The following is a 21032-nucleotide window of genomic DNA, read 5'->3' as shown; positions in this document are numbered from 1 at the left end:
CTCCGTTAGGGTTAAGTCTATAAAAGCCGAGATGACCAAAAATGGTCGTCTCGGCTTTTAATATATCACTATATACTAACGATACATTATTACATATTTCGGCGATATTGCCCACCGCATTCATATAAAGCTCGCGTAATTTCTCCTAAGCTGGCTACTTTAACGGTCTCCATTAACTCTTTAAAAATGTTTTCTCCTTCTGTTGCAGCTTTCTTTAACCTTTTCAGCGCATCTTCTCTTTTTTCTTCATGCTGCTGTTGAAACTTCTGAAGCTGATTAATTTGATGATTTTTTTCTTCTTTTGATGCGCGGGCTAACTGCATGTCATCAACTGAAGAACTTTCCTCTTCATGTGGATTAATATACGTATTTACTCCTATAATAGGTAAAGCTCCCGTATGTTTTTGCATCTCGTATTCCATCGATTCATCTTGAATCTTACCTCGCTGATACTGCATTTCCATCGCACCTAAAACGCCGCCTCGATCATTTAAGCGTTGAAATTCAGCCAATACCGCTTCTTCTACCAAGTCTGTTAGTTCATCAATAATAAAAGAGCCCTGTAGTGGATTTTCATTCTTAGTTAATCCATGCTCTTTTGTAATGATTAGTTGAATGGCCATCGCTCTACGTACAGATTCTTCCGTCGGTGTTGTAATTGCTTCATCATACGCATTGGTATGAAGGGAGTTGCAGTTGTCATGAAGAGCCATTAAGGCTTGCAGCGTCGTACGTATATCATTAAAATTAATTTCCTGTGCATGAAGCGATCGGCCGGATGTTTGAATATGATATTTAAGCTTTTGACTTCGTTCATTTGCTCCGTATTTATCACGCATCACAATTGCCCAGATTCTTCTCGCCACACGTCCAATAACCGTGTATTCAGGGTCAAGTCCATTACTAAAGAAAAACGATAAATTAGGAGCAAAATCATCAATGTGCATCCCTCGACTCAAGTAATATTCCACGTACGTAAAACCGTTGGCTAATGTAAACGCGAGCTGAGAAATTGGATTCGCTCCTGCTTCAGCAATATGATAGCCTGAAATAGACACAGAATAATAGTTGCGCACTTTCTCGTCAATAAAGTACTGCTGAATATCTCCCATCATTTTTAATGCAAATTCTGTAGAAAAAATACACGTATTTTGGCCCTGATCTTCTTTTAAAATATCCGCTTGAACGGTTCCTCTCACTTGTTTCAACGTACCTGATTTTACTTCCTTGTATTCCTCTTCTGTTAAAGAGCGCTTCAGCTCCTCTTCCTTCTTTTCCATCTGCTGACTGATAGCTGTATTCATAAACATAGCTAATAATATTGGAGCCGGCCCATTAATCGTCATCGAAACGGAAGTCGAAGGATGGCACAGATCAAATCCCTTATACAAGAGTTTCATATCATCAAGCGTACAGACATTTACGCCGCTTTCGCCAATTTTCCCGAAGATATCCGGCCTTGAATCCGGATTTTCTCCATAAAGCGTTACAGAATCAAATGCTGTACTTAAACGCTTAGCCTCATCATCTTTTGACAAATAGTGAAAGCGGCGATTTGTTCGTTCTGGTGTCCCTTCGCCTGCGAATTGACGCTTAGGATCTTCTCCTTTTCGTTTGAACGGAAAAACGCCTGCTGTATAAGGAAATGCGCCTGGCACATTTTCTTTATAAAGAAACCGAAGTACTTCCCCATATTCTTCAATCTTTGGAAGGGCCACGCGCGGAATACGCAGTCCTGATAGCGTATCAACTTGCAGAGAAGTTTTAATTTCTTTATTTCTTATCTTTGTAATAAGTTCTTCTTGTCGATACTGACTTTTTAATTTAGGCCAGTTTTCCAGCTTTTCAATCGATTCAGCCGTTAGCTGTTTTTGATATTTCTCCTTTAGCTGAGTGAGCTCTTGCTTGGCTGTTTCTGTTTCCACTTCTTTCAGAGCACCCTCTAGCTGATAAAATTTACGCGCTGTTTGCACTTGAACGTCCGTATTGTGGTGATAAGAGCGAACGCTGTTTACAATCTCCTGTAAATATTGCTGTTGATCATTAGGAATGATGGTATATTTCTTTTCACTTACGCGCTCTGATGATTTTTCTACGTGCCAAGACGTACGGCATGTTTGCTGCAGATGTTTTACAAGATCTTCAAATAAAATATTTGTTCCCCCGTCGTTGAACTGACTCGCAATTGTTCCGTAAATTGGCATAGTAGAGAGATTATTTTCAAACAGCTGATGATTACGCTGATATTGACGCTGCACTTGTTTTTTTGCGTCTTCGGAACCTTTTTTTTCAAATTTATTGATTACAATAAAGTCTGCGTAATCAATCATTTCAATCTTTTCTAACTGCGACGGCGCGCCAAATTCGCTTGTCATTACATAAAGAGAGACGTTTGCAATATCTTTAACTTGAGCATCAGCTTGCCCGATGCCGCTTGTTTCGACAATAATAATGTCGAAACCCGCTTTTTTCACGACGGCAATTCCATCTCGAATGGCCGCCGATAGCTCATGGCCAGATGAACGTGTGGCCAGACTTCTCATATACACACGAGGAGACGCTGCGATGTTCATGCGAATTCGATCCCCAAGAAGCGCTCCTCCAGTTTTTTGTTTAGTTGGATCGACGGATAAAACAGCTACATGAATATCTGGGATATGTTCAATAAACCTTCTTACTAATTCATCCGTAAGCGAACTTTTCCCCGCTCCTCCTGTTCCTGTGATTCCAATAACCGGTATTTTTTGATCCGTTTCGCTTTCGATTAGACTTTCTCGGATTTCTTCAAGAGCGGCTGCGTGTTCTTTTGTGTATTCATAGGCCTCATTTTCAGCGCATGTAATAAGCTGGGCAATTAAACGGTCATTAGCCGGCGTTAAGGTTCGATCCTTCGGCAATGCTGGAGGATTTGTGTAGTAACAATCATCAATCATGAATTGAATCATGCCTTCTAACCCCATTTTTCGTCCATCTTCTGGAGAAAAGATTTTAGAAATGCCGTAATCATGAAGCTCTTGAATCTCACTTGGAATAATTACCCCTCCTCCTCCTCCATAAATTTTAATATGAGAAGCCTGTTGTTCTTGGAGTAAATCGTACATATACTTAAAATATTCTACATGGCCGCCTTGATAAGAAGAAATGGCAATCCCCTGAACATCCTCTTGTATGGAAGCGTTAACAATTTCTTCGACAGATCGGTTATGTCCCAGGTGAATGACTTCTACCCCCTTGGCTTGAAGAATTCGTCTCATGATATTAATGGACGCGTCGTGGCCGTCAAACAGGCTAGAAGCGGTTAAAAAACGAAGCGGTCTTTTGCTTGTATTCAAACTATCTCCCCCTCACACAGTTGTTGAAATGAAAAATTTTTAAGTAAAAAATCTAACTGCATATTTGTATATTCTTCTAGTGAATAATGCTTTTGCAGCCACCATCTGCGAAATGCCCACATCTGACCTTGAACAAATAAATGATGAGCAAACAGCGAAATTTCTTTATCCGTAAGTGCAAATTGATTGTTTTCTACGCAGCCTTCGATAATAACCTTAAACATTTCAACCATATCCAGTTCTTTTTTTAATACATATGGAAGCGCATCTTTAGACAGCGATTTCGCTTCTTGGTACATGACTAATACTTCATCTTGAAGCTCATCTACAACTTTAAAATAGTGCTGAATCGCTTGTTGGAGCTCAGCGATTGTATAACGATCCACTACCATCTCTTCTAATCGCTCTCTCACTTCATCGTAAATGTTGTCACATACAAGATATAAAACATCTTCTTTAGATTGAATATATTCGTAAAGTGTACCGATACTGAACCCAGCGGCTTTGGCAATTTCCCTCGTTGTTGTTCGGTGAAAACCTTTTTCCTTAAATAGCGTGACGGCCCCTTTAATCATTTGATTACGACGCTCTACAATCAGCTTTTCATCTTTAATGGATGTGAGAACTTCTCTCTTTTTCATTTTTTCACCTCTCCTACAACAAGTGTTTTATTTAGCAAGATACCTAGAAATGACGAGACGCTGAATTTCTTGTGTACCTTCATAAATTTGCGTGATTTTTGCATCTCTCATAAAACGTTCTACTGGATAATCTTTTGTATAACCGTACCCTCCAAATACTTGAACAGCTTCTGTCGTTACTTTCATTGCTGTATCCCCAGCATATAATTTTGACATAGCTGATTCTTTGCCGTATGGCAGCCCTTGGGACTCCAGCCAAGCAGCCTGATAGGTTAACAGTCTTGCAGCTTCTATACTCGTGGCCATGTCGGCTAACTTAAAAGCAATTCCTTGCTGGGAAATAATTGGCTTACCAAATTGCTGACGTTCCTTTGCATAAGCCACCGCGGCATCTAACGCTCCTTGAGCAATTCCTACCGCCTGCGCGGCTATGCCATTTCGGCCGCCATCTAGCGTCATCATGGCAACTTTAAATCCTTCTCCTTCATTTCCTAGTAAATTTTCTTTTGGAATACGGCAGTCCTCGAAAATAATTTCTGTGGTGGGTGAAGAGCGAATGCCCAGTTTCTTTTCTTTTTTACCAACTGAAAATCCCGGCATATCTTTTTCAATAATAAAAGCGCTCGTGCGTTTTTCATTAGGATCGATGCGAGCAAATACGACGTAAATATCCGCTTCGCCGCCGTTTGTAATAAAGATTTTAGAACCATTTAAAATATAATCTTCTCCGTCCTTTACAGCGAGCGTTCTCATTCCTCCTGCGTCTGATCCAGCACTCGGTTCGGTTAACCCATAAGCACCTATTTTCTCACCCGTTGCCATAGGTTTCAGGTATTTTTGTTTTTGTTCTTCTGTTCCGAATGTATAGATCGGCCAGCCGGCAAGAGACGTATGAGCCGACAACGTAACGCCTGTTGATGCACATACTCTAGACAATTCTTCAACGGCAATGCAATAAGCTAGATAGTCACTGCCAATTCCTCCGTATTGCTCCGGCCATGGAATACCTGTTAATCCCAGATCGGCCATTTGTGTAAAGATTCCTCTGTCAAAACGCTCTTCTTCATCTCGTTCTGCAGCTGTTGGAGCCACTTCGTTTTTGGCAAAATCTCGCACCATTTTGCGAATCATTTCGTGTTCTTCTGAAAGTTTAAAAAACATGATTATTCCCCCTATAGTTGACTGCTAATGACGATGCGCTGAATTTCGCTTGTACCTTCGTAGATTTCGCACACTTTGGCGTCACGAAAATACCTCTCTACTGGATAATCTTTCGTATAACCATAGCCTCCCAAAACTTGAATCGCATCGATTGCTACATTCATAGCCGTCTGGGAAGCAAATAATTTCGCCATTGAGGCCTCTTTTTTGCAAGGAAGTTTTTGATCATATAAAAAAGCGGCTCTGTACATTAAAAGCTTCGCTGATTCAACAGCTGTTTCCATATCAGCCAGCTTAAAGGCAATTCCCTGCTGAGATAAAATCGGTTTTCCAAATTGATATCGTTCATTTGCATAGTTTTTGGCTGCCGTTAACGCACCTTCAGCAATTCCTACCGCCTGAGCAGCAATACCAATTCTTCCGGCATTTAAATTAGCCATAGCAATTCGAAATCCTTCACCTTCTTCTCCGAGACGATTTTCTACAGGCACCTTCATATTTTCAAAGTGCAGTTGAACCGTTCGAGAACCGTGAAGACCCATCTTATGTTCATCTTTTCCTACTGAAAATCCCTCCATCGTCTTTTCAACGATAAAAGCGCTCATTCCTCTCGACCCACGTTCGGGATTCGTTTTAGCAAATACAATATACGTATCCGCTTCTCCCCCGTTTGTAATGAAAAGCTTTGATCCATTTAAAAGATAGTGGTCTCCTTTTCGTTCTGCTTTTGTTTTTAGGCTTGCGGCATCTGACCCTGCACTAGGTTCTGTTAAACAAAAAGCACCTAAATATTCACCTGTCGCCAGTTTTTTTACATACTTTTGTTTTTGATCTTCCGTCCCAAATACGACAATAGGATTCGTACCTACAGAAGTATGAACAGACAAAATGACACCGAGGGCTGGACTTACTTTTGATATTTCATGGATGGCAATCATGTACGACACAAAGTCCAGTCCGCCCCCTCCGTATGTTTGAGGAACGGGAATGCCCATCAGGCCAAGATCAGCCATCTGCTTTAATAAACCTCGAGGAAATTCACCCTTTTCCATGTTTGGCACAGACGCAGCGACTTCTTTTTCACTAAAATCAGCTACCATCTTCTTAATCATGTGTTGTTCAGACGTAAAAAAGATCATTTCGCCACTCCTTTATGTTTCGTACGTAAAAAATCCTTTTCCTGTTTTTCGGCCAAGCCACCCTGCCTTTACATATTTCCTAAGCAATGGACAAGGACGATATTTGTCATCGCCAAACCCTTTATGAAGCGTTTCCATAATAAACAAACATGTATCGAGCCCGATGAAATCTGCTAATGTCAAAGGTCCCATTGGATGGTTCATTCCTAGTTTCATCACTTGATCAATATCCTCTTCGTTTGCTACGCCTTCATAGAGCGTAAACACAGCTTCATTAATCATTGGCATTAAAATTCGATTTGAAACAAACCCTGGAAAATCATGAACTTCCACCGGGGTTTTATTTAATTTTTTTGTTGTTTCATAGACTGCTTGATACACTTCATCACCAGTAGCCAGCCCTCTAATAATTTCAACGAGCTTCATCACGGGAACAGGATTCATAAAGTGCATGCCAATTACTTTTTCAGGTCGAGTCGTCACAGCTGCAATTTCAGTAATAGGAAGCGAAGACGTGTTGGTTGCTAAAATAGTATGACTCGGAGCTAACGAATCCAACTCCGCAAAAATAGCTTGTTTGACTTCCATCTTTTCCACAACCGCTTCGACGATTAAATCTGCTTTTTGTGCTGCTGTTATTTCATTTGCCAAGTGAAGGCGCTCCATAATTCCTTCATATTCCTTAGCTGAGAGAGAACCTTTTCCCACCTGCTTTTTCAGGCGTTTATCAATACCTTCTATTCCTTTTTGTGTATTTCTTTGATCAACGTCATACAAAGAGACTTGATATCCGCTCGCAGCAAATACTTGCGCAATTCCCGCCCCCATCTGACCTGCTCCAATAACCATAACTGTTTCAATATTCAAGTTGATATCCCCCTTTTACACTTCTACCATGATGGCATCACCTTGGCCGCCGCCGCTGCAAATAGAAGCAATGCCTAGTCCGCCGCCTCGTCGTCTTAATTCATGAATGAGCGTTACAACAATACGGGCGCCGCTTGCTCCAATCGGATGTCCAAGTGCCACTGCCCCGCCGTTCACATTTACTTTTTCAGCCGGAAGCCCTGCAATCTCCATACTCATTAACGCTACTGCTGAAAAAGCTTCATTGATTTCAAACAGCGCAATATCATCTACTGTCTTATTTGTTTTTTGCAGTAGCTTGTTAATAGCAAACCCAGGCGTTTTCGGAAATTCCCTTGGCTCCATCGCAAGAGAAGTATGGTTTACAATCGTAGCCAACGGCTCATAGCCATTTGCTTTTGCCACATCTTCATCCATTAGCATGAGCGCAGCCGCTCCGTCATTCACGCTAGGTGCATTTCCTGCTGTAATGGTCCCACTGTGGCCAAATACAGGCCGAAGAGACGAGAGTTTTTCTAACGACGTATCTTTTCTTGGTCCTTCATCTTTTTGAACTGTTATCGTTCCTTTTTTAGACGGAATATCAACTGAAATTCTTTCTGCATCCCATCTCCCTTTCTCTTCTGACTCTACCGCTAACTGATGACTGCGAAGCGCCCATTCATCCTGCTTTTCTCGGGAAATATTCATTTCAGAAGCTATTTCATTTCCATACGTACCCATTTGAACCCCTGTAAAGCTGCATGTCAAACCATCGTGAACCATCAGATCCGTCACCACGCTATCTCCCATACGGAATCCCCACCTTGCTTTTGGAAGAAGATACGGTGCGTTACTCATCGATTCCATTCCCCCTGCAATGATTGTTTTTGCTTCTCCTAACCGAATCAGCTGATCAGCAGTTGTAATACTGCGCATGCCCGATGCACAAACTTTATTAATGGTTTCCGTCTCTACTTGCCACGGTAAACCTGCATAATGCATGGCTTGCCTAGAAGGCAGCTGTCCTTGGCCCCCTTGCAGCACGCACCCCATAATAACGGAATCAATTTCTGTACGTCCCTTTGATGCTGCTTGAATCGCTTTCCCGCCTAGTTCTGCCGCTTTTAGTCCGCTTACGCTGCCACCTAATTTTCCAAAAGGTGTTCGAACTGCACTCACAATGACTGTTTTCCCCACTATTGTTTCCTCCTCTTTTTCCTGAACTTTGTCCTTGCCGATTGAACGCTTGCTCAATTTCCTTTCTGTAAAAAGTAGAGATGAATACCATCTCTACTTCTCCTTTATGAAACCTGTTCTTGCACGTCACCATAAATTGACTTTTCAAGCAGTTCTGCTACGTCATACGTATGAACCTTTTCTTCTACTTCTTTTGCTTTTGTTCCGTCACTTAGCATGGTCAAGCAGTACGGGCAACCTGAACTGATAACGCTTGGATTAACGGCTAAGGCTTGTTCCGTGCGCGCTACATTAATACGCTGGCCGGTCGTTTCTTCCGTCCACATTAACCCTCCTCCTGCTCCACAGCACATACCATTTTCACGGTTGCGATCCATTTCAATCAAACTAACACCTGGAATCGCTTTCAAAATTTCTCTCGGTGGACTGTATACTTCGTTATATCTTCCTAAATAACAGGAATCATGGAAGGTAATTTTTTCATTAACCGCATGTTTTGGTGACAGCTTACCTTCTTTCACCAACATAGCTAATAATTCTGTGTGATGATACACTTCTCCTTCAAAACCGAAATCTGGATATTCATTTTTAAAGATATTGTAAGCATGTGGATCAATGGTAACAATTTTTTTGATTTCATTTTTTTCAAATTCAGCGATGTTTTTAGAAGCCAATTCTTGAAATAAGAATTCATTGCCTAACCTGCGCGGCGTATCACCAGAATTTTTTTCTTTATTTCCTAAAATCGCAAATGAAACACCAGCTTCATTGAGAAGCTTTGCAAACGATAGAGCGATCTTTTGACTGCGGTTGTCATAAGACCCCATGGAACCTACCCAGAACAAATACTCAAACGTTTCACCGGCTTTACTTACTTCTTTAACAGTCGGAATGTGAACATCTTCTCTTACATGTCGCCATTCTTCACGCTCTTTTCGGTTTAATCCCCAAGGGTTTCCTTGACGCTCAATATTCGTCATGGCACGCTGAGCATCCGCGTCCATTTTTCCTTCGGTTAATACTAAAAAACGTCGTAAATCTATGATTTTATCTACATGCTCGTTCATTACGGGACATTGATCTTCACAGTTTCGGCACGTTGTACATGCCCAGATTTCTTCTTCCGTAATGACATCTCCAATTAAAGCGGGATTATATTCCGCTGTTGCTGCGGCTTCTGCTCCGCCTTGGCCGGCCGCCATCATCGCCAGCTGATTTCCTTTTGTTTTAGAGAATGCATACGTAGGAACCCAAGGAGCCTTAGATGTCACAACCGCTCCTTTTTCTGTTAAGTGATCGCGCATCTTTAAAATCAAATCCATTGGAGATAAAATTTTCCCTGTACCCGTTGCCGGACACATATTCGTACATCGGCCGCATTCCACACAGGCATATAAATCAATAAGCTGATGCTGCGTGAATTCTTCAATCTTTCCAACCCCAAACGTCTCCTGCGTCTCGTCTTCAAAATCAATCTTTTCAAGCTTACCTGGCTTAGAAACACGGTTGAAAAATACATTAGCCGGTCCAGCCAGTAAATGAGCATGTTTTGATTGAGGAACATATACTAAAAACGTCAATAACACGGCTAAGTGAATCCACCATGAAACATAAAAAATGGAGATAGCGGCAGTATCATTGATTCCCTTAAACAAGATGGCAATCGATGACGCAATCGGTTCTGTCCATGCTGGTTCATGATTATGCCAGATGATTGACATGCCGTTTCCAACAAGCACTGACAGCATAAGTGCTCCAATAAAAATCAGCACTAAACCAGATTTGAACCCTCTTTTTAAACGCACAAGCTTTTCGATATAGCGGCGGTGAAAAGCCCAGACAACTGCTACTAAAATCAAAAACGTTACAATTTCTTGAAAAAATGTAAAGCCGGGATATAAAGGTCCAAGCGGCAAATGCTTACCTGGAAGCAAACCTTTTATAATGAAGTCTAACGCGCCGAACTGAACTAAAATAAACCCATAAAAAAACATGACGTGCATAATTCCGCTTTTTTTATCTTTTAACAGCTTCTTTTGTCCAAACACGTTCACCCAAATTTTTTGCAGCCTTTCTTTTAAGCGCTGATCAAATTCAACTTTTTTTCCTAATTGAATATACTCAATGCGTGTGCGAATTAAATAGACAAACAAAGAAACAGCGTAAGCGGTTACAATAATAAAAAAGAGAAAATTCACCCACAGCAACCCTGTCATCTCGTCCCCTCCTTGAATAATTTGTTACCTTCTTTCCTCCTGACAACTAAATTTTCTGATAATATATCTGTTTTCATTGTATATAATGAATGAGCATTCAGTCAATATCTTTTCGTTCTTTTGTTCATATTCTATTTAAACAAGGTGACACTAAGAACAACATAAAATGTATTTACATCGGGAAAAGAGGTGACATGATGAGCGGCATGGTTGTAATTTTACTTTTTATTATTTTTATTGCTTGGCTTGCAATTGACCTTGGCGTTGGAAAAAAAGTATTTTCTCAGGCTGAAAATACATTTCCAAAGCGCCGTGCTTCTCTTTTTTTGTTCGCAGACGGGAATGTCTTGTATAAAGATTTATTTCACGAAATAGAAAATGCCTCTTCATTTATCCATTTATCGTTTTACATTGTACAAAATGATGAAATTAGCCAAGAATTTTTAGATTTACTAGTCCAAAAAGCACGTCAAAATATTGAGGTCAGATTATTGGTAGACCGTGTAGGGAGCTATAAAATTAAGAAAAACAAAATTGCATTCTTAAAGAAACAAGGTGTTCATTTTGCTTACAGTCGAACGCTGCGGTGGCCTTATTTGTTTTATACACTCAACGCACGCAATCACCGTAAAATGGCCGTTATTGATGGGAAAGTTGGCTACATTGGAGGTTTTAATATTGGAAGAGAATATTTAGGACTCGACGCCAAGCTTGGGGTGTGGAAAGATTACCACCTGCGTATGGAAGGGGAAGGTATACAAGACCTTCAAATGCAGCTATTGAGCGACTGGTATGCTGCTACCGGCTTAGACCTGCGTAAAGTGGAAAGATACTTTCCACCAACCTCTGAAGGAGACTATGTTATTCAGCTACAGTCGACTGAAGGTTTTTCACTTGAAGAAAGCTTTTTATCGATTATCAACAAAGCCAATAGGGAATTGTACATAGGTACTCCTTATTTTATTCCAAGCGAACCTTTGATGAATGCTTTACTGCAAGCTCGTGCACGGGGAGTACAAGTTCATATTTTAATTCCAATGCGTGCAGATCAACCGCTTGTTCATCATGCTGCGTTTGCCTATCTTCCCACATTACTTCAAGCAGGCTGTATGATTTATCAATATTATTACGGTTTTTACCATGCCAAAGTATTAATTGCAGACAATGTGATCTGCGATGTAGGAACGGCTAATTTTGATAAAAGAAGCTTGTTCTTAAATGCTGAAATCAACTGTTTAATCTATGATGCAACATACATTGAAGAAGTAAAGAACAGCTTTAAAGCTTGTATGGGAGAATGCCCAATTTTGTCTTTAGAAGATGTCAAAAACCGAAAATGGAGTGAAAAACTAAAGCAAGGATTTGCAACCTTTATTTCTCCGTTACTTTAATGAACGAAAAGAGGAAGATTTATCATGAAAATTAGATTTGGCTATGTATCACATGCCCTGTCGCTTTGGGACTGCTCACCTGCTAAAACCCTCACGTTTACTAGATGGGGGAAAATGAAAAAAGATGAGAGGCTGGATAAGCTTCATCACGTCACAAAACAAAATTTGAATCACACTAAGCGCGCTTTGCATTTTAATATTGCCCACGAAATTATGCTGTATCGATTATCATCTTCTCTTGTCCCTTTAGCTACTCATCCTGAAGTAGATTGGAATTACATTGATGCGTTCCAAGAAGACTGGTCAGAGATAGGAGAATTGATTCGGAATCATCAGCTGCGCGTGAGTTTTCACCCCAATCAGTTCACATTATTTACAAGTGACAAAAAACACATTACAGAAAATGCGGTAAAAGATATGGATTATCACTATAGAATGCTTGAAGCGATGGGAGTAGCCGATCAAGCTCTTATTAATATTCATGTAGGGGGAGCTTATGGCAATAAAGAAAAAGCGATCGGTCGATTTCATGAAAACATTCAAACGCTGCCGCCTGTCATTAAAAAGCGCATGACTCTTGAAAACGATGATAAAACATACACAACTGAAGAAACATTAGCCGTATGCGAAAAAGAGAAAGTCCCTCTCCTCTTTGATTATCACCACCACAAAGCAAATGAAGGAGAAGAATCCCTTGACCTATTGCTCCCTCGTATCTTTGACACGTGGAAGCATATCGGGTTAAAACCAAAAGTACATATCTCTTCTCCTAAATCTGAAAAAGAATTTAGAAGTCACTCTGATTATGTCTCGACTGATTTCATCGCACCTTTTTTGCAAATAGCTAAAGATATCGGACAAGATTTTGACGTAATGATTGAAGCAAAGTTAAAAGATAAAGCGCTGCTAAAATTAGTGGAAGATTTAGCATCAATGAGAGGAGTAAAACGTACGGGAGGCGCCACGCTTATTTTTTAAATAAAAAAAGAGCCAAGAGGCCCTTTTTTTTTTACATTTTTTCAGGTGCTGAAACACCAATTAATTTTAAGGAGTTTTGAAGCGTTACTTGAACAGCTTTCACTAGTTCAATACGCGCTTTACTTGTTTCTACATTATCGCTGTCTAATACTTTTTCTGCATTATAGAAGCTATGGAACGTAGAAGCAAGATCAAATACATAGTTCGTAATGCGGTGCGGAATACGTTTTGTTGCTGCTTCCGCTACGGCCTGAGGAAACTCTCCGATTTTCTTCAGCAGTTCCATTTCTTTTTCTGCACTAATTAATGAAAGGTCAGCGCCAGATGTTGATTGAATCCCCATCTCTTCACCTTGACGAAGAATACTGCAAATACGAGCATGAGCATATTGCGCGTAGTATACAGGATTTTCATTAGATTGAGAAACAGCTAAATCCAAATCAAAGTCTAAATGTGTATCCGCACTTCTCATCGCAAAGAAGTAGCGAGTTGCATCAAGGCCTACCTCTTCTACTAGATCACGCATTGTTACTGCTTTACCTGTACGTTTGCTCATTTTCATTTTTTCGCCATTTTGATACAGTTGAACCATTTGAATAATTTCTACTTCAAGCGTATCTTTTTCATAACCAAGCGCTTGAATCGCCGCTTTCATACGAGGAATATATCCATGGTGATCGGCTCCCCAAATGTTGATTAGCTTGTCAAATCCGCGTTGAATTTTGTCTTGGTGATACGCAATATCTGGCGTTAAGTAAGTAAATGAACCGTCATTTTTAATTAACACACGGTCTTTATCATCACCAAATGTCGTAGAACGGAACCACGTAGCACCTTCTTCTTCATATACGTGGCCTTGTTTTTTCAACGTTTCAAGTGCAACTGAAATTTTATCATTTTTATAAAGAGACGTTTCAGAATACCATACGTCAAATTTCACACGGAACTGTTCAAGATCACGCTTTAATTTAGCTAACTCATAATCTAATCCGTATTGACGGAAGAATTCAAAACGCTCTTCTTCAGAGGCGTTTACATACTTGTCTCCGTGCTCTTTTGCTAGCTCTTTTCCGATGTTTATAATATCAGCACCATGATAGCCGTCTGCAGGCATTTCTTTCTCTAAACCAAGAGCCTGCATGTAGCGTGCTTCTACTGAATAAGCCAGGTTATTAATTTGGTTACCGGCATCATTGATATAGTATTCACGTGACACATCATAACCTGCTTTTTCAAGAACATTACACAGTGAGTCTCCAACTGCTGCACCGCGGGCATGTCCTAAATGTAAATCCCCTGTCGGATTAGCTGAAACAAACTCAACCTGTACTTTTTGTCCGTTCCCTACGTTTGTTTGACCGTACGCTTCACCAGCTTTTACAATCGTTGGGATAAGCTCTGTTAAATAAGAGTTATTCATATAAAAGTTGATGAATCCAGGGCCTGCAATGTCAATTTTTTCGATAGATGCTTTTGATTTATCGAAGTTTGCTACAAGCTCTTCAGCGATAGCACGCGGAGCTTTTTTGGCAATACGAGCTAGCTGCATAGCCATATTGGTAGAATAATCACCGTGTGTTTTATCTTTTGGGGTTTCTAATAGAACTTCTGGAAGTTCTGCTTTTTCAGCTAGTCCTGCTTTGACCACAGCATCTTGAATTTCAGCTTTTAATTTTTGCTGCACTTGTTCGACGATGTTCATTTTTTCTCCTCCTTGAATGTAATGGTTAACGCATATTTCCCGGTAGGCTGACCCTGTACTTCTAGATCATACGTTAAAAATAATCGACCCTTTTGAGTCATTTGTTTATATTCAATGTTATGAGCGAATGTTAGTAAATCCATACGTCCATAAGGGCTTATATAAGTTCCTTCGATCTGTACCTTTTTACGAAACGATTGCTTCATTTGAACAGCACCGGTTCGGTTAATTGATACTTCATCTTCACTAATTTTCACCATTGTTCTAATATCTCCGATTTCCTCTTGGCGCTCTGTGTATGTAAGATAAACTTTCGATCCTTTTTCATAATACATACCTTTTGCATTTACCGATGTTGTCTCTTTTCGATGACCATCGCGGATATCCGTCACAATTTTAACTTCAATGGGTTTCTTGACTTCTGAAGCGTTACTCACAAAAGACACTTCCTTATTAAAATGAATACGTTATAACTTAAATAGTATAAACATTCTAAAGAAAGAATTCAATAATACTTCAAAGGAAATATGATAGATAAGCCGAGAATTCCTCTTTTCACTGTGTTTGACGTACTCACATATTTCAAACAAAAAAGGCGGCCGTAGGCGGCCGCCTTTTTACTTTATTTATTTCTTTTGAACCCAGCCTAAGATCATTTCGCGAATAAGCTTGCTTGCTGTATTAGCTGTTTGTTCAGACGGATCGTAAATTGGAGCTACTTCTACTAAATCCCCTCCGACAATGCGAAGATCTGATTTAGCAATTGCGTGAATAGAAGCTAAAAGCTCTTTTGATGTGATACCGCCTGCATCTACTGTTCCTGTACCAGGAGCGTGCGCTGGATCTAATACGTCGATATCAATTGTTACATAAACAGGGCGACCTGCAAGACTTGGTAAAATCTCTTTTAACGGCTCTAAAACTTCAAACTTTGAAATATGCATGCCGTTTTCTTTTGCCCATTGAAATTCTTCTTTCATTCCTGAACGAATACCAAATGAATAAACATTCTCCGGTCCGATTAGTTCAGCAACTTTACGAATTGGAGTGGAATGAGAAAGTGGTTCTCCTTCATACTCTTCACGAAGGTCTGTGTGAGCATCCATATGGATAATGGCTAAATCAGGATATTTTTTATACATAGCTTTCATAACAGGCCAAGAAACCAAATGCTCTCCGCCCATGCCTAATGGGAACTTGTCCGCTGCTAAAAGCTGGTCGATATACTCTTCAATCATATTTAAGCTGCGCTGAGGATTCCCAAATGGAAGTGGAATATCTCCTGCATCAAAATATTTTACTTCTTCTAGCTCCCGATCTAAATACGGGCTGTATTCTTCTAATCCAATTGATACTTCACGAATACGAGTTGGGCCAAATCGTGAACCTGGACGATAGCTCACTGTCCAGTCCATTGGCATTCCGTAAAGAACCGCTTCACTTTCTTCAAAAACAGGGTGACTGCCGATAAATACATTACCTGAATAAGCTTCATCAAAACGCATATTTTGTTCCTCCTTCATTACTCATAGAAAAGATGCCAGCCTTAAACCTCTGGCATCTAACTTGTATGTGATAGCTTATTTAATAAGATCTTGCACAAATTTAGGTAAAGCAAATGCCGCTTTGTGCAATTCTTTTGTGTAATACTTTGTATCAATATCGAAGAAACGATCTTCGCTTACTTCTAATGGATCATGTTTTTTTGAGCCCATTGTAAATGTCCATAAACCGCTTGGGTATGTTGGAATATTCGCTACGTATAGACGTGTAATCGGGAAGATTTCTTTTACGTCACGCTGAACATTTGAGATAAGCTCTGGCGTGAACCAAGGGTTGTCCGATTGAGCAACAAAGATACCATCTTCTTTAAGTGCTTTTGAGATACCTGCATAGAACCCTTTTGTAAATAAATTTACAGCTGGACCTACTGGCTCTGTTGAATCCACTAAAATGACATCGTATTCGTTCTCGCTTTTAGCGATGTGCATAAATCCGTCATCTACTTGTACATCAACACGAGGATCTTCTAGTTTGCCCGCAATTGAAGGTAAGAATTTTTTTGAGTACTCAATAACTTTTCCATCGATGTCAACTAACGTTGCTTTTTTTACGCTTGGGTGTTTTAAGATTTCACGGATTACGCCTCCGTCTCCTCCACCTACAACTAGTACGTTTTCTGGATTTGGATGCGTAAATAACGGTACATGCGCAACCATTTCATGATAAACGAACTCATCTTTTTCTGTTGTCATAACCATACCGTCAAGTAGGAGCATGTTACCAAACTCTTCTGTTTCAACCATATCTAATTTTTGAAACTCCGTTTGCTCTGTATGTAAAGTGCGATTAATTTTAGCTGTAATACCAAAGTTCTTTGTTTGCTTTTCTGTGAACCATAATTCCATTTCAAACTCTTCCCTTCTATTTTGAGAATTAACCTATGCATAGATTACCCTAACATAATTTATACAAACATGAAAAAAGTATAGATGAATTCAGCAAAAAAGCAAGTAAAATTTTTAACAATGGAGGTTTAAAACCACCTTTTCTATTTCATACTGATGATAGATACAAGCTTTAGAATCTACTTGCACCGCTCTTTTAATAGAATTTTGTTGCGTTATAAGCAACATGTACGGTGCATAGTGACACATATTGGTGGTGAATGGAAATGGAAACGGTATTAACCGAACATTTAAAAAAGGCAAGACGCGTCTTCCGAATTCTTCTCGTCCTTGGTATATTAGCGGGGGCTTTATTGTTGTTTGCCTATATAAGCATCTTTCTCTACGCCAAAATCGCTGGCCCTCCTCCGCTAAACGTTTCTCAAACAGCTGTTTTCTACTCAGCAAACGGTAAAGTTCTTGATGAAGTTCACAATGGACAAAAGCGCTACTGGGTCTCACTTAATCAAATTTCACCTTACGTAAAAGATGCAACTTTAGCCGTTGAAGATAAGCGCTTTTATGAGCATCACGGCTTTGATATGCATCGAATCGCCGGAGCAATTGTAGCTGACATAAAAGCTATGGGAAAAGTACAGGGTGCGAGTACCATTACCCAGCAGTATGCACGAAACTTGTTTCTAGAGCACGATAAAACGTGGACTCGAAAGCTTCAAGAAGCTCTGTATACGATTCGGTTAGAAATGAATTATAGCAAAGACCAAATTTTAGAAGGCTACATAAATACGATTTACTATGGCCATGGAGCTTATGGAATTGAAGCGGCAGCTAGGCTGTATTTTGATAAGCATGCCAAAAATTTGACGTTGAGTGAAGCGAGTATGTTAGCAGGTATCCCAAAAGGCCCTAGCTACTACTCTCCTCTTATTCATCAAGAAAATGCAAAAAAACGACAAAATATCATTTTATCTCTCATGAAAGAGGATGGAATTATTACAGCTAAGCAGGCAACAAAAGCGCTTGTAACCCCTCTAGCATTTGCAAAGCCTGCCGAAAAAGATCCTAATAAAGAAGATGCTTCTTACTTTATGGATGCAGCGCTAGCAGAATTAAAGCAAGATTTAGGCATTGATGAAACCATGATTTATACAAATGGACTTCGCGTTTATACAACGCTGGATGAAAAGATGCAGCGAACGGCAGAAGAAAAAATGAAAGATGTTATCAGCAGCTCTTCAGACGTACAAAGTGCATTTGTTGCCATGAATCCTAAAAATGGACAAGTGAAAGCTCTTATTGGTGGAAGAGATTATGAAAAGAGCCCATTTAATCGCGCTACTCAAGCAATAAGACAGCCTGGCTCAACGATGAAGCCATTTTTATACTATGCGGCATTAAAAGATGGTTTTACTGAATCCACTCCAATGAAAAGTGAAGAAACGACGTTCAAATTAGAAGATGGTGTTTCGACATACACACCTAGTAACTATCACAATTATTATGCAGATGCTCCTATTACAATGGCTCAAGCCATCGCACTTTCAGACAACATTTATGCGGTAAAAACGCATTTGTTCATTGGGGAAAACCGCTTGATCGAAACCGCTAAAACACTTGGTATATCATCACCTTTAAAGAAAGTTCCATCTTTAGCTCTTGGAACTTCACCTGTCAAAGTCATTGATATGGTTAATGCGTACGGCATCTTTGCTAATGGCGGAAAAGAAATTCGTCCAACATTTATTAAACGAATTGAAACCCATGATGGAGAAGTTGTTTATCAAGCTCCTTCTGAACGGAAACAAGTCATTGATAAACGCTATGCTTTTCTTACTACCCATTTAATGACAGGCATGTTTAATCAAAAGCTAAATGGCTATACAACCGTCACAGGAAAGCCTATTTCTAAATATGTATCTCGTCCTTACGCGGGAAAATCCGGCACAACCTCTACGGACAGCTGGATGATTGGCTACTCTCCTCAGCTCGTTTCAGGCGTTTGGGTTGGGTATGATCAAGGAAGGACAATGGATGATGTAGCTGAAAAAGGATACGCAAAAAAAATGTGGGCGCTATTTATGGAAGATGCTTTAAAAGGAAAGAAAAAAGAAAAGTTTAAAGCACCAAATGGATTAATGAGCGTAAACATTAATCCTCAAAATGGAAAGTTAGCATCCAAATCATGCCCTGTTCAATATAAAGCTTATTATTTAACTGGTACACAGCCGAAAACATATTGTACTGACCACATCGATCATGCAGCAAAAACGAAGAAGAAACAGCATGAAGCAGAGAATAAAAAGTTTCATTGGCTACCAAAATGGTTTGATTAAAAAAAGCTTAAGGCCAAGGCCTTAAGCTTTTTTTAGCATTACGATGTTTGAAGCGCTTCTTTTAAGTCATCATTAGATAACGTCCAGATTTCTTCATTATGAGACTTCAAAAACTCGCGAAGCAAAGCCTTAGACTTGTTATCCATCTCTTCTACCATAATGCGTCGTTTTAAAGATTTATCCATTTTGTTCACATGTTCAGGAAGTGACTTATAGCCGCGGCGAATTTCACGATCAACGGTCATTTCACATGCTGTCATACCTGCGTAGTAAGGTCCTTCTTGCTTGCGATCAATCGTTACCCATACGAGCCAATATAACTTGCCGTTTGGCACCTCGTCTTTATTCGGTAAGAACTTAATTCCTTTTTCCACTACACTTCTTGCATGCATCGCACCGATATCCACAAATACTTCTTCGTCGCTGGGACAAACAAAAACGGGTGAAATGTTTTCTAAACTTAACGCTCCAACTCCGTAGCCACCGTGGCCGTCGGTTGAATCGTCTTTTATGATATTAAATCCTATACTTTTCTTTTTTGGCTGAGTCATAGTAAGCCTCCTCTATTCATTAAATCAGTGGTGCTAATATCTGCTGAAAGATATTCATAACAAACGTTGCTGCTCCGTTTAGAAGCGGCCAGATCACAATTCGATCCAGAGGTGTAATCACAAGAATCAAAAATACAAAAATACCCCAAGACTCATACTGCGTCATTTTAGCTCGCGTAGACGGCGGAACGAGATCCTCAATCACGCGGTAGCCGTCTAAAGGCGGAAAAGGCAACAAGTTAAATACACCTAGTGTTAGGTTTATTTGAATAAATAATGTAACAAAACGATAAAGCGCATCGTTGTCCACTGCGGCATTATTCATCGAATAGTAAATAAGCAAGCCGATAAATGCCAATACCAAGTTGCTAAACGGTCCCGCTATCGATACTAGAATACCAGCTAAACGAGGCTTTTTAAAGAAATAGCGATTAACAGGAACCGGCTTTGCCCACCCAAAACCTGCAATAATTAACAAAAGCGTTCCAAATGGATCTAAATGAGCCAGCGGAGAAAGCGTTAGCCTTCCTTGCTTTTTAGCCGTGTGGTCTCCAAATAAATAAGCTACATATGCATGTGCAAACTCATGCAGTGTGAATGCAACAATAAGGGTCATCACCACGTAAGGAAGATCTTGCAATGAAAAAGCTAAAAAATGTTCCACTCTTTATCTCCTTTATTTTAAAATAATTTCTACACATCATATCTACTAAATAAAACGTTTGCTTACGCTAAAAAGGATACAAGGCTTCTTTAATATGGCCTCAAAGGTCTCAAAAACCAAACATGGGCTCCCTTTGGCCACACCTAGTTTTCTGCATCGATGTTATGATAAAAGTATACTACAGATTATGACCTGCATCACTACCTCATACTGTCATTTTATTCAGAAAACGGGTACACTAATCATATACTGACCAAAAAGGAGTGTACACATTATGCCAGTTGTAACTGTTAAGATGCTTGAGGGGCGTACAGATGATCAAAAAAGAGCTCTTGTTGAAAAAGTAACGGATGCTGTTGTAGAAACAACAGGTGCATCACCTGAAAAAGTATCCATTATCATCGAAGAAATGTCTAAAAGCCATTATGCTGTAGCAGGCAAGCGCATGAGTGATCAATAACGCCTACATA

Annotated in this window: 17 protein-coding genes; 4 read left to right on the top strand and 13 right to left on the bottom strand. The window is 39.9% G+C overall.

The window, feature by feature from the left end; genetic code table 11:
* Positions 1-89: 89 nt before the first annotated feature.
* The 7 genes from icmF to ACOZIR_RS21915 all read right to left on the bottom strand — a co-directional run bounded on the left by icmF (position 90) and on the right by ACOZIR_RS21915 (position 10535).
* A complete protein-coding gene (icmF, locus tag ACOZIR_RS21945; RefSeq protein WP_340141663.1) occupies positions 90-3332 on the bottom strand; it encodes a fused isobutyryl-CoA mutase/GTPase IcmF in 3243 nt (1080 codons plus the stop codon).
* On the bottom strand, positions 3329-3973 hold the full coding sequence (locus ACOZIR_RS21940; protein ID WP_045293797.1) for a TetR/AcrR family transcriptional regulator: 645 nt from the start codon (positions 3971-3973) through the stop codon (positions 3329-3331). The genes icmF and ACOZIR_RS21940 overlap by 4 nt, the downstream gene beginning before the upstream one ends.
* A gap of 27 nt (positions 3974-4000) precedes the next feature.
* A complete protein-coding gene (locus ACOZIR_RS21935) occupies positions 4001-5134 on the bottom strand; it encodes an acyl-CoA dehydrogenase (RefSeq protein ID WP_045293798.1) in 1134 nt (377 codons plus the stop codon).
* Between the two features lie 11 nt (positions 5135-5145).
* Positions 5146-6273 carry an acyl-CoA dehydrogenase gene (locus tag ACOZIR_RS21930; protein ID WP_045293799.1) on the bottom strand — a complete coding sequence of 376 codons (1128 nt, stop codon included), beginning with the start codon at positions 6271-6273 and terminating at the stop codon, positions 5146-5148.
* A 12-nt stretch (positions 6274-6285) separates the two neighbouring features.
* Positions 6286-7140: a 3-hydroxybutyryl-CoA dehydrogenase gene (locus ACOZIR_RS21925; RefSeq protein WP_045293801.1), complete on the bottom strand. Its 855-nt coding sequence runs from the start codon at positions 7138-7140 to the stop codon at positions 6286-6288.
* Between the two features lie 15 nt (positions 7141-7155).
* Positions 7156-8319, bottom strand: a complete 1164-nt coding sequence (locus tag ACOZIR_RS21920; protein WP_071269999.1) for an acetyl-CoA C-acetyltransferase — start codon at positions 8317-8319, stop codon at positions 7156-7158.
* Positions 8320-8423: 104 nt separating this feature from the next.
* On the bottom strand, positions 8424-10535 hold the full coding sequence (locus tag ACOZIR_RS21915) for a (Fe-S)-binding protein (protein WP_045293803.1): 2112 nt from the start codon (positions 10533-10535) through the stop codon (positions 8424-8426).
* Positions 10536-10729: 194 nt separating this feature from the next.
* On the opposite strand from ACOZIR_RS21915, the gene cls reads away from it, so the two are divergent.
* Positions 10730-11926, top strand: coding sequence for a cardiolipin synthase (gene cls / locus ACOZIR_RS21910; RefSeq protein ID WP_253202921.1), 1197 nt, complete (start codon positions 10730-10732; stop codon positions 11924-11926).
* A 24-nt stretch (positions 11927-11950) separates the two neighbouring features.
* Positions 11951-12904: a UV DNA damage repair endonuclease UvsE gene (uvsE, locus tag ACOZIR_RS21905; protein WP_045293805.1), complete on the top strand. Its 954-nt coding sequence runs from the start codon at positions 11951-11953 to the stop codon at positions 12902-12904.
* 31 nt (positions 12905-12935) lie between these two features.
* On the opposite strand, the gene argS is transcribed toward uvsE, so the two are convergent.
* From argS to speE, 4 genes are all read right to left on the bottom strand, one after another.
* A complete protein-coding gene (gene argS, locus ACOZIR_RS21900) occupies positions 12936-14606 on the bottom strand; it encodes an arginine--tRNA ligase (protein WP_045293806.1) in 1671 nt (556 codons plus the stop codon).
* Complete coding sequence (locus ACOZIR_RS21895; protein ID WP_224357625.1) at positions 14603-15043, bottom strand: DUF1934 domain-containing protein; 441 nt, start codon at positions 15041-15043, stop codon at positions 14603-14605. The genes argS and ACOZIR_RS21895 overlap by 4 nt, the downstream gene beginning before the upstream one ends.
* Positions 15044-15232: 189 nt before the next feature.
* Positions 15233-16111: an agmatinase gene (speB, locus tag ACOZIR_RS21890; protein WP_045293808.1), complete on the bottom strand. Its 879-nt coding sequence runs from the start codon at positions 16109-16111 to the stop codon at positions 15233-15235.
* Between the two features lie 75 nt (positions 16112-16186).
* Positions 16187-17014, bottom strand: a complete 828-nt coding sequence (speE, locus tag ACOZIR_RS21885; protein WP_045293809.1) for a spermidine synthase — start codon at positions 17012-17014, stop codon at positions 16187-16189.
* 266 nt (positions 17015-17280) lie between these two features.
* On the opposite strand from speE, the gene ACOZIR_RS21880 reads away from it, so the two are divergent.
* Complete coding sequence (locus ACOZIR_RS21880) at positions 17281-19347, top strand: transglycosylase domain-containing protein (protein ID WP_421535820.1); 2067 nt, start codon at positions 17281-17283, stop codon at positions 19345-19347.
* Between the two features lie 38 nt (positions 19348-19385).
* On the opposite strand, the gene ACOZIR_RS21875 is transcribed toward ACOZIR_RS21880, so the two are convergent.
* Both ACOZIR_RS21875 and ACOZIR_RS21870 read right to left on the bottom strand, forming a co-directional pair.
* On the bottom strand, positions 19386-19898 hold the full coding sequence (locus ACOZIR_RS21875) for a YwhD family protein (RefSeq protein ID WP_013085495.1): 513 nt from the start codon (positions 19896-19898) through the stop codon (positions 19386-19388).
* Positions 19899-19917: 19 nt separating this feature from the next.
* A complete protein-coding gene (locus tag ACOZIR_RS21870) occupies positions 19918-20562 on the bottom strand; it encodes a site-2 protease family protein (RefSeq protein ID WP_045293873.1) in 645 nt (214 codons plus the stop codon).
* A gap of 274 nt (positions 20563-20836) precedes the next feature.
* On the opposite strand from ACOZIR_RS21870, the gene ACOZIR_RS21865 reads away from it, so the two are divergent.
* A complete protein-coding gene (locus tag ACOZIR_RS21865; RefSeq protein WP_045293874.1) occupies positions 20837-21022 on the top strand; it encodes a 2-hydroxymuconate tautomerase in 186 nt (61 codons plus the stop codon).
* The last annotated feature ends 10 nt before the right edge of the window (positions 21023-21032 follow it).

It is taken from the genome of Priestia sp. D3YE.R1 (assembly GCF_049199565.1).
Taxonomy (GTDB): Bacteria; Bacillota; Bacilli; order Bacillales; family Bacillaceae_H; genus Priestia; species Priestia aryabhattai.
Note: the sequence above shows the minus strand (reverse complement) of the source record. Positions and strands in the feature narration are given on the sequence as shown.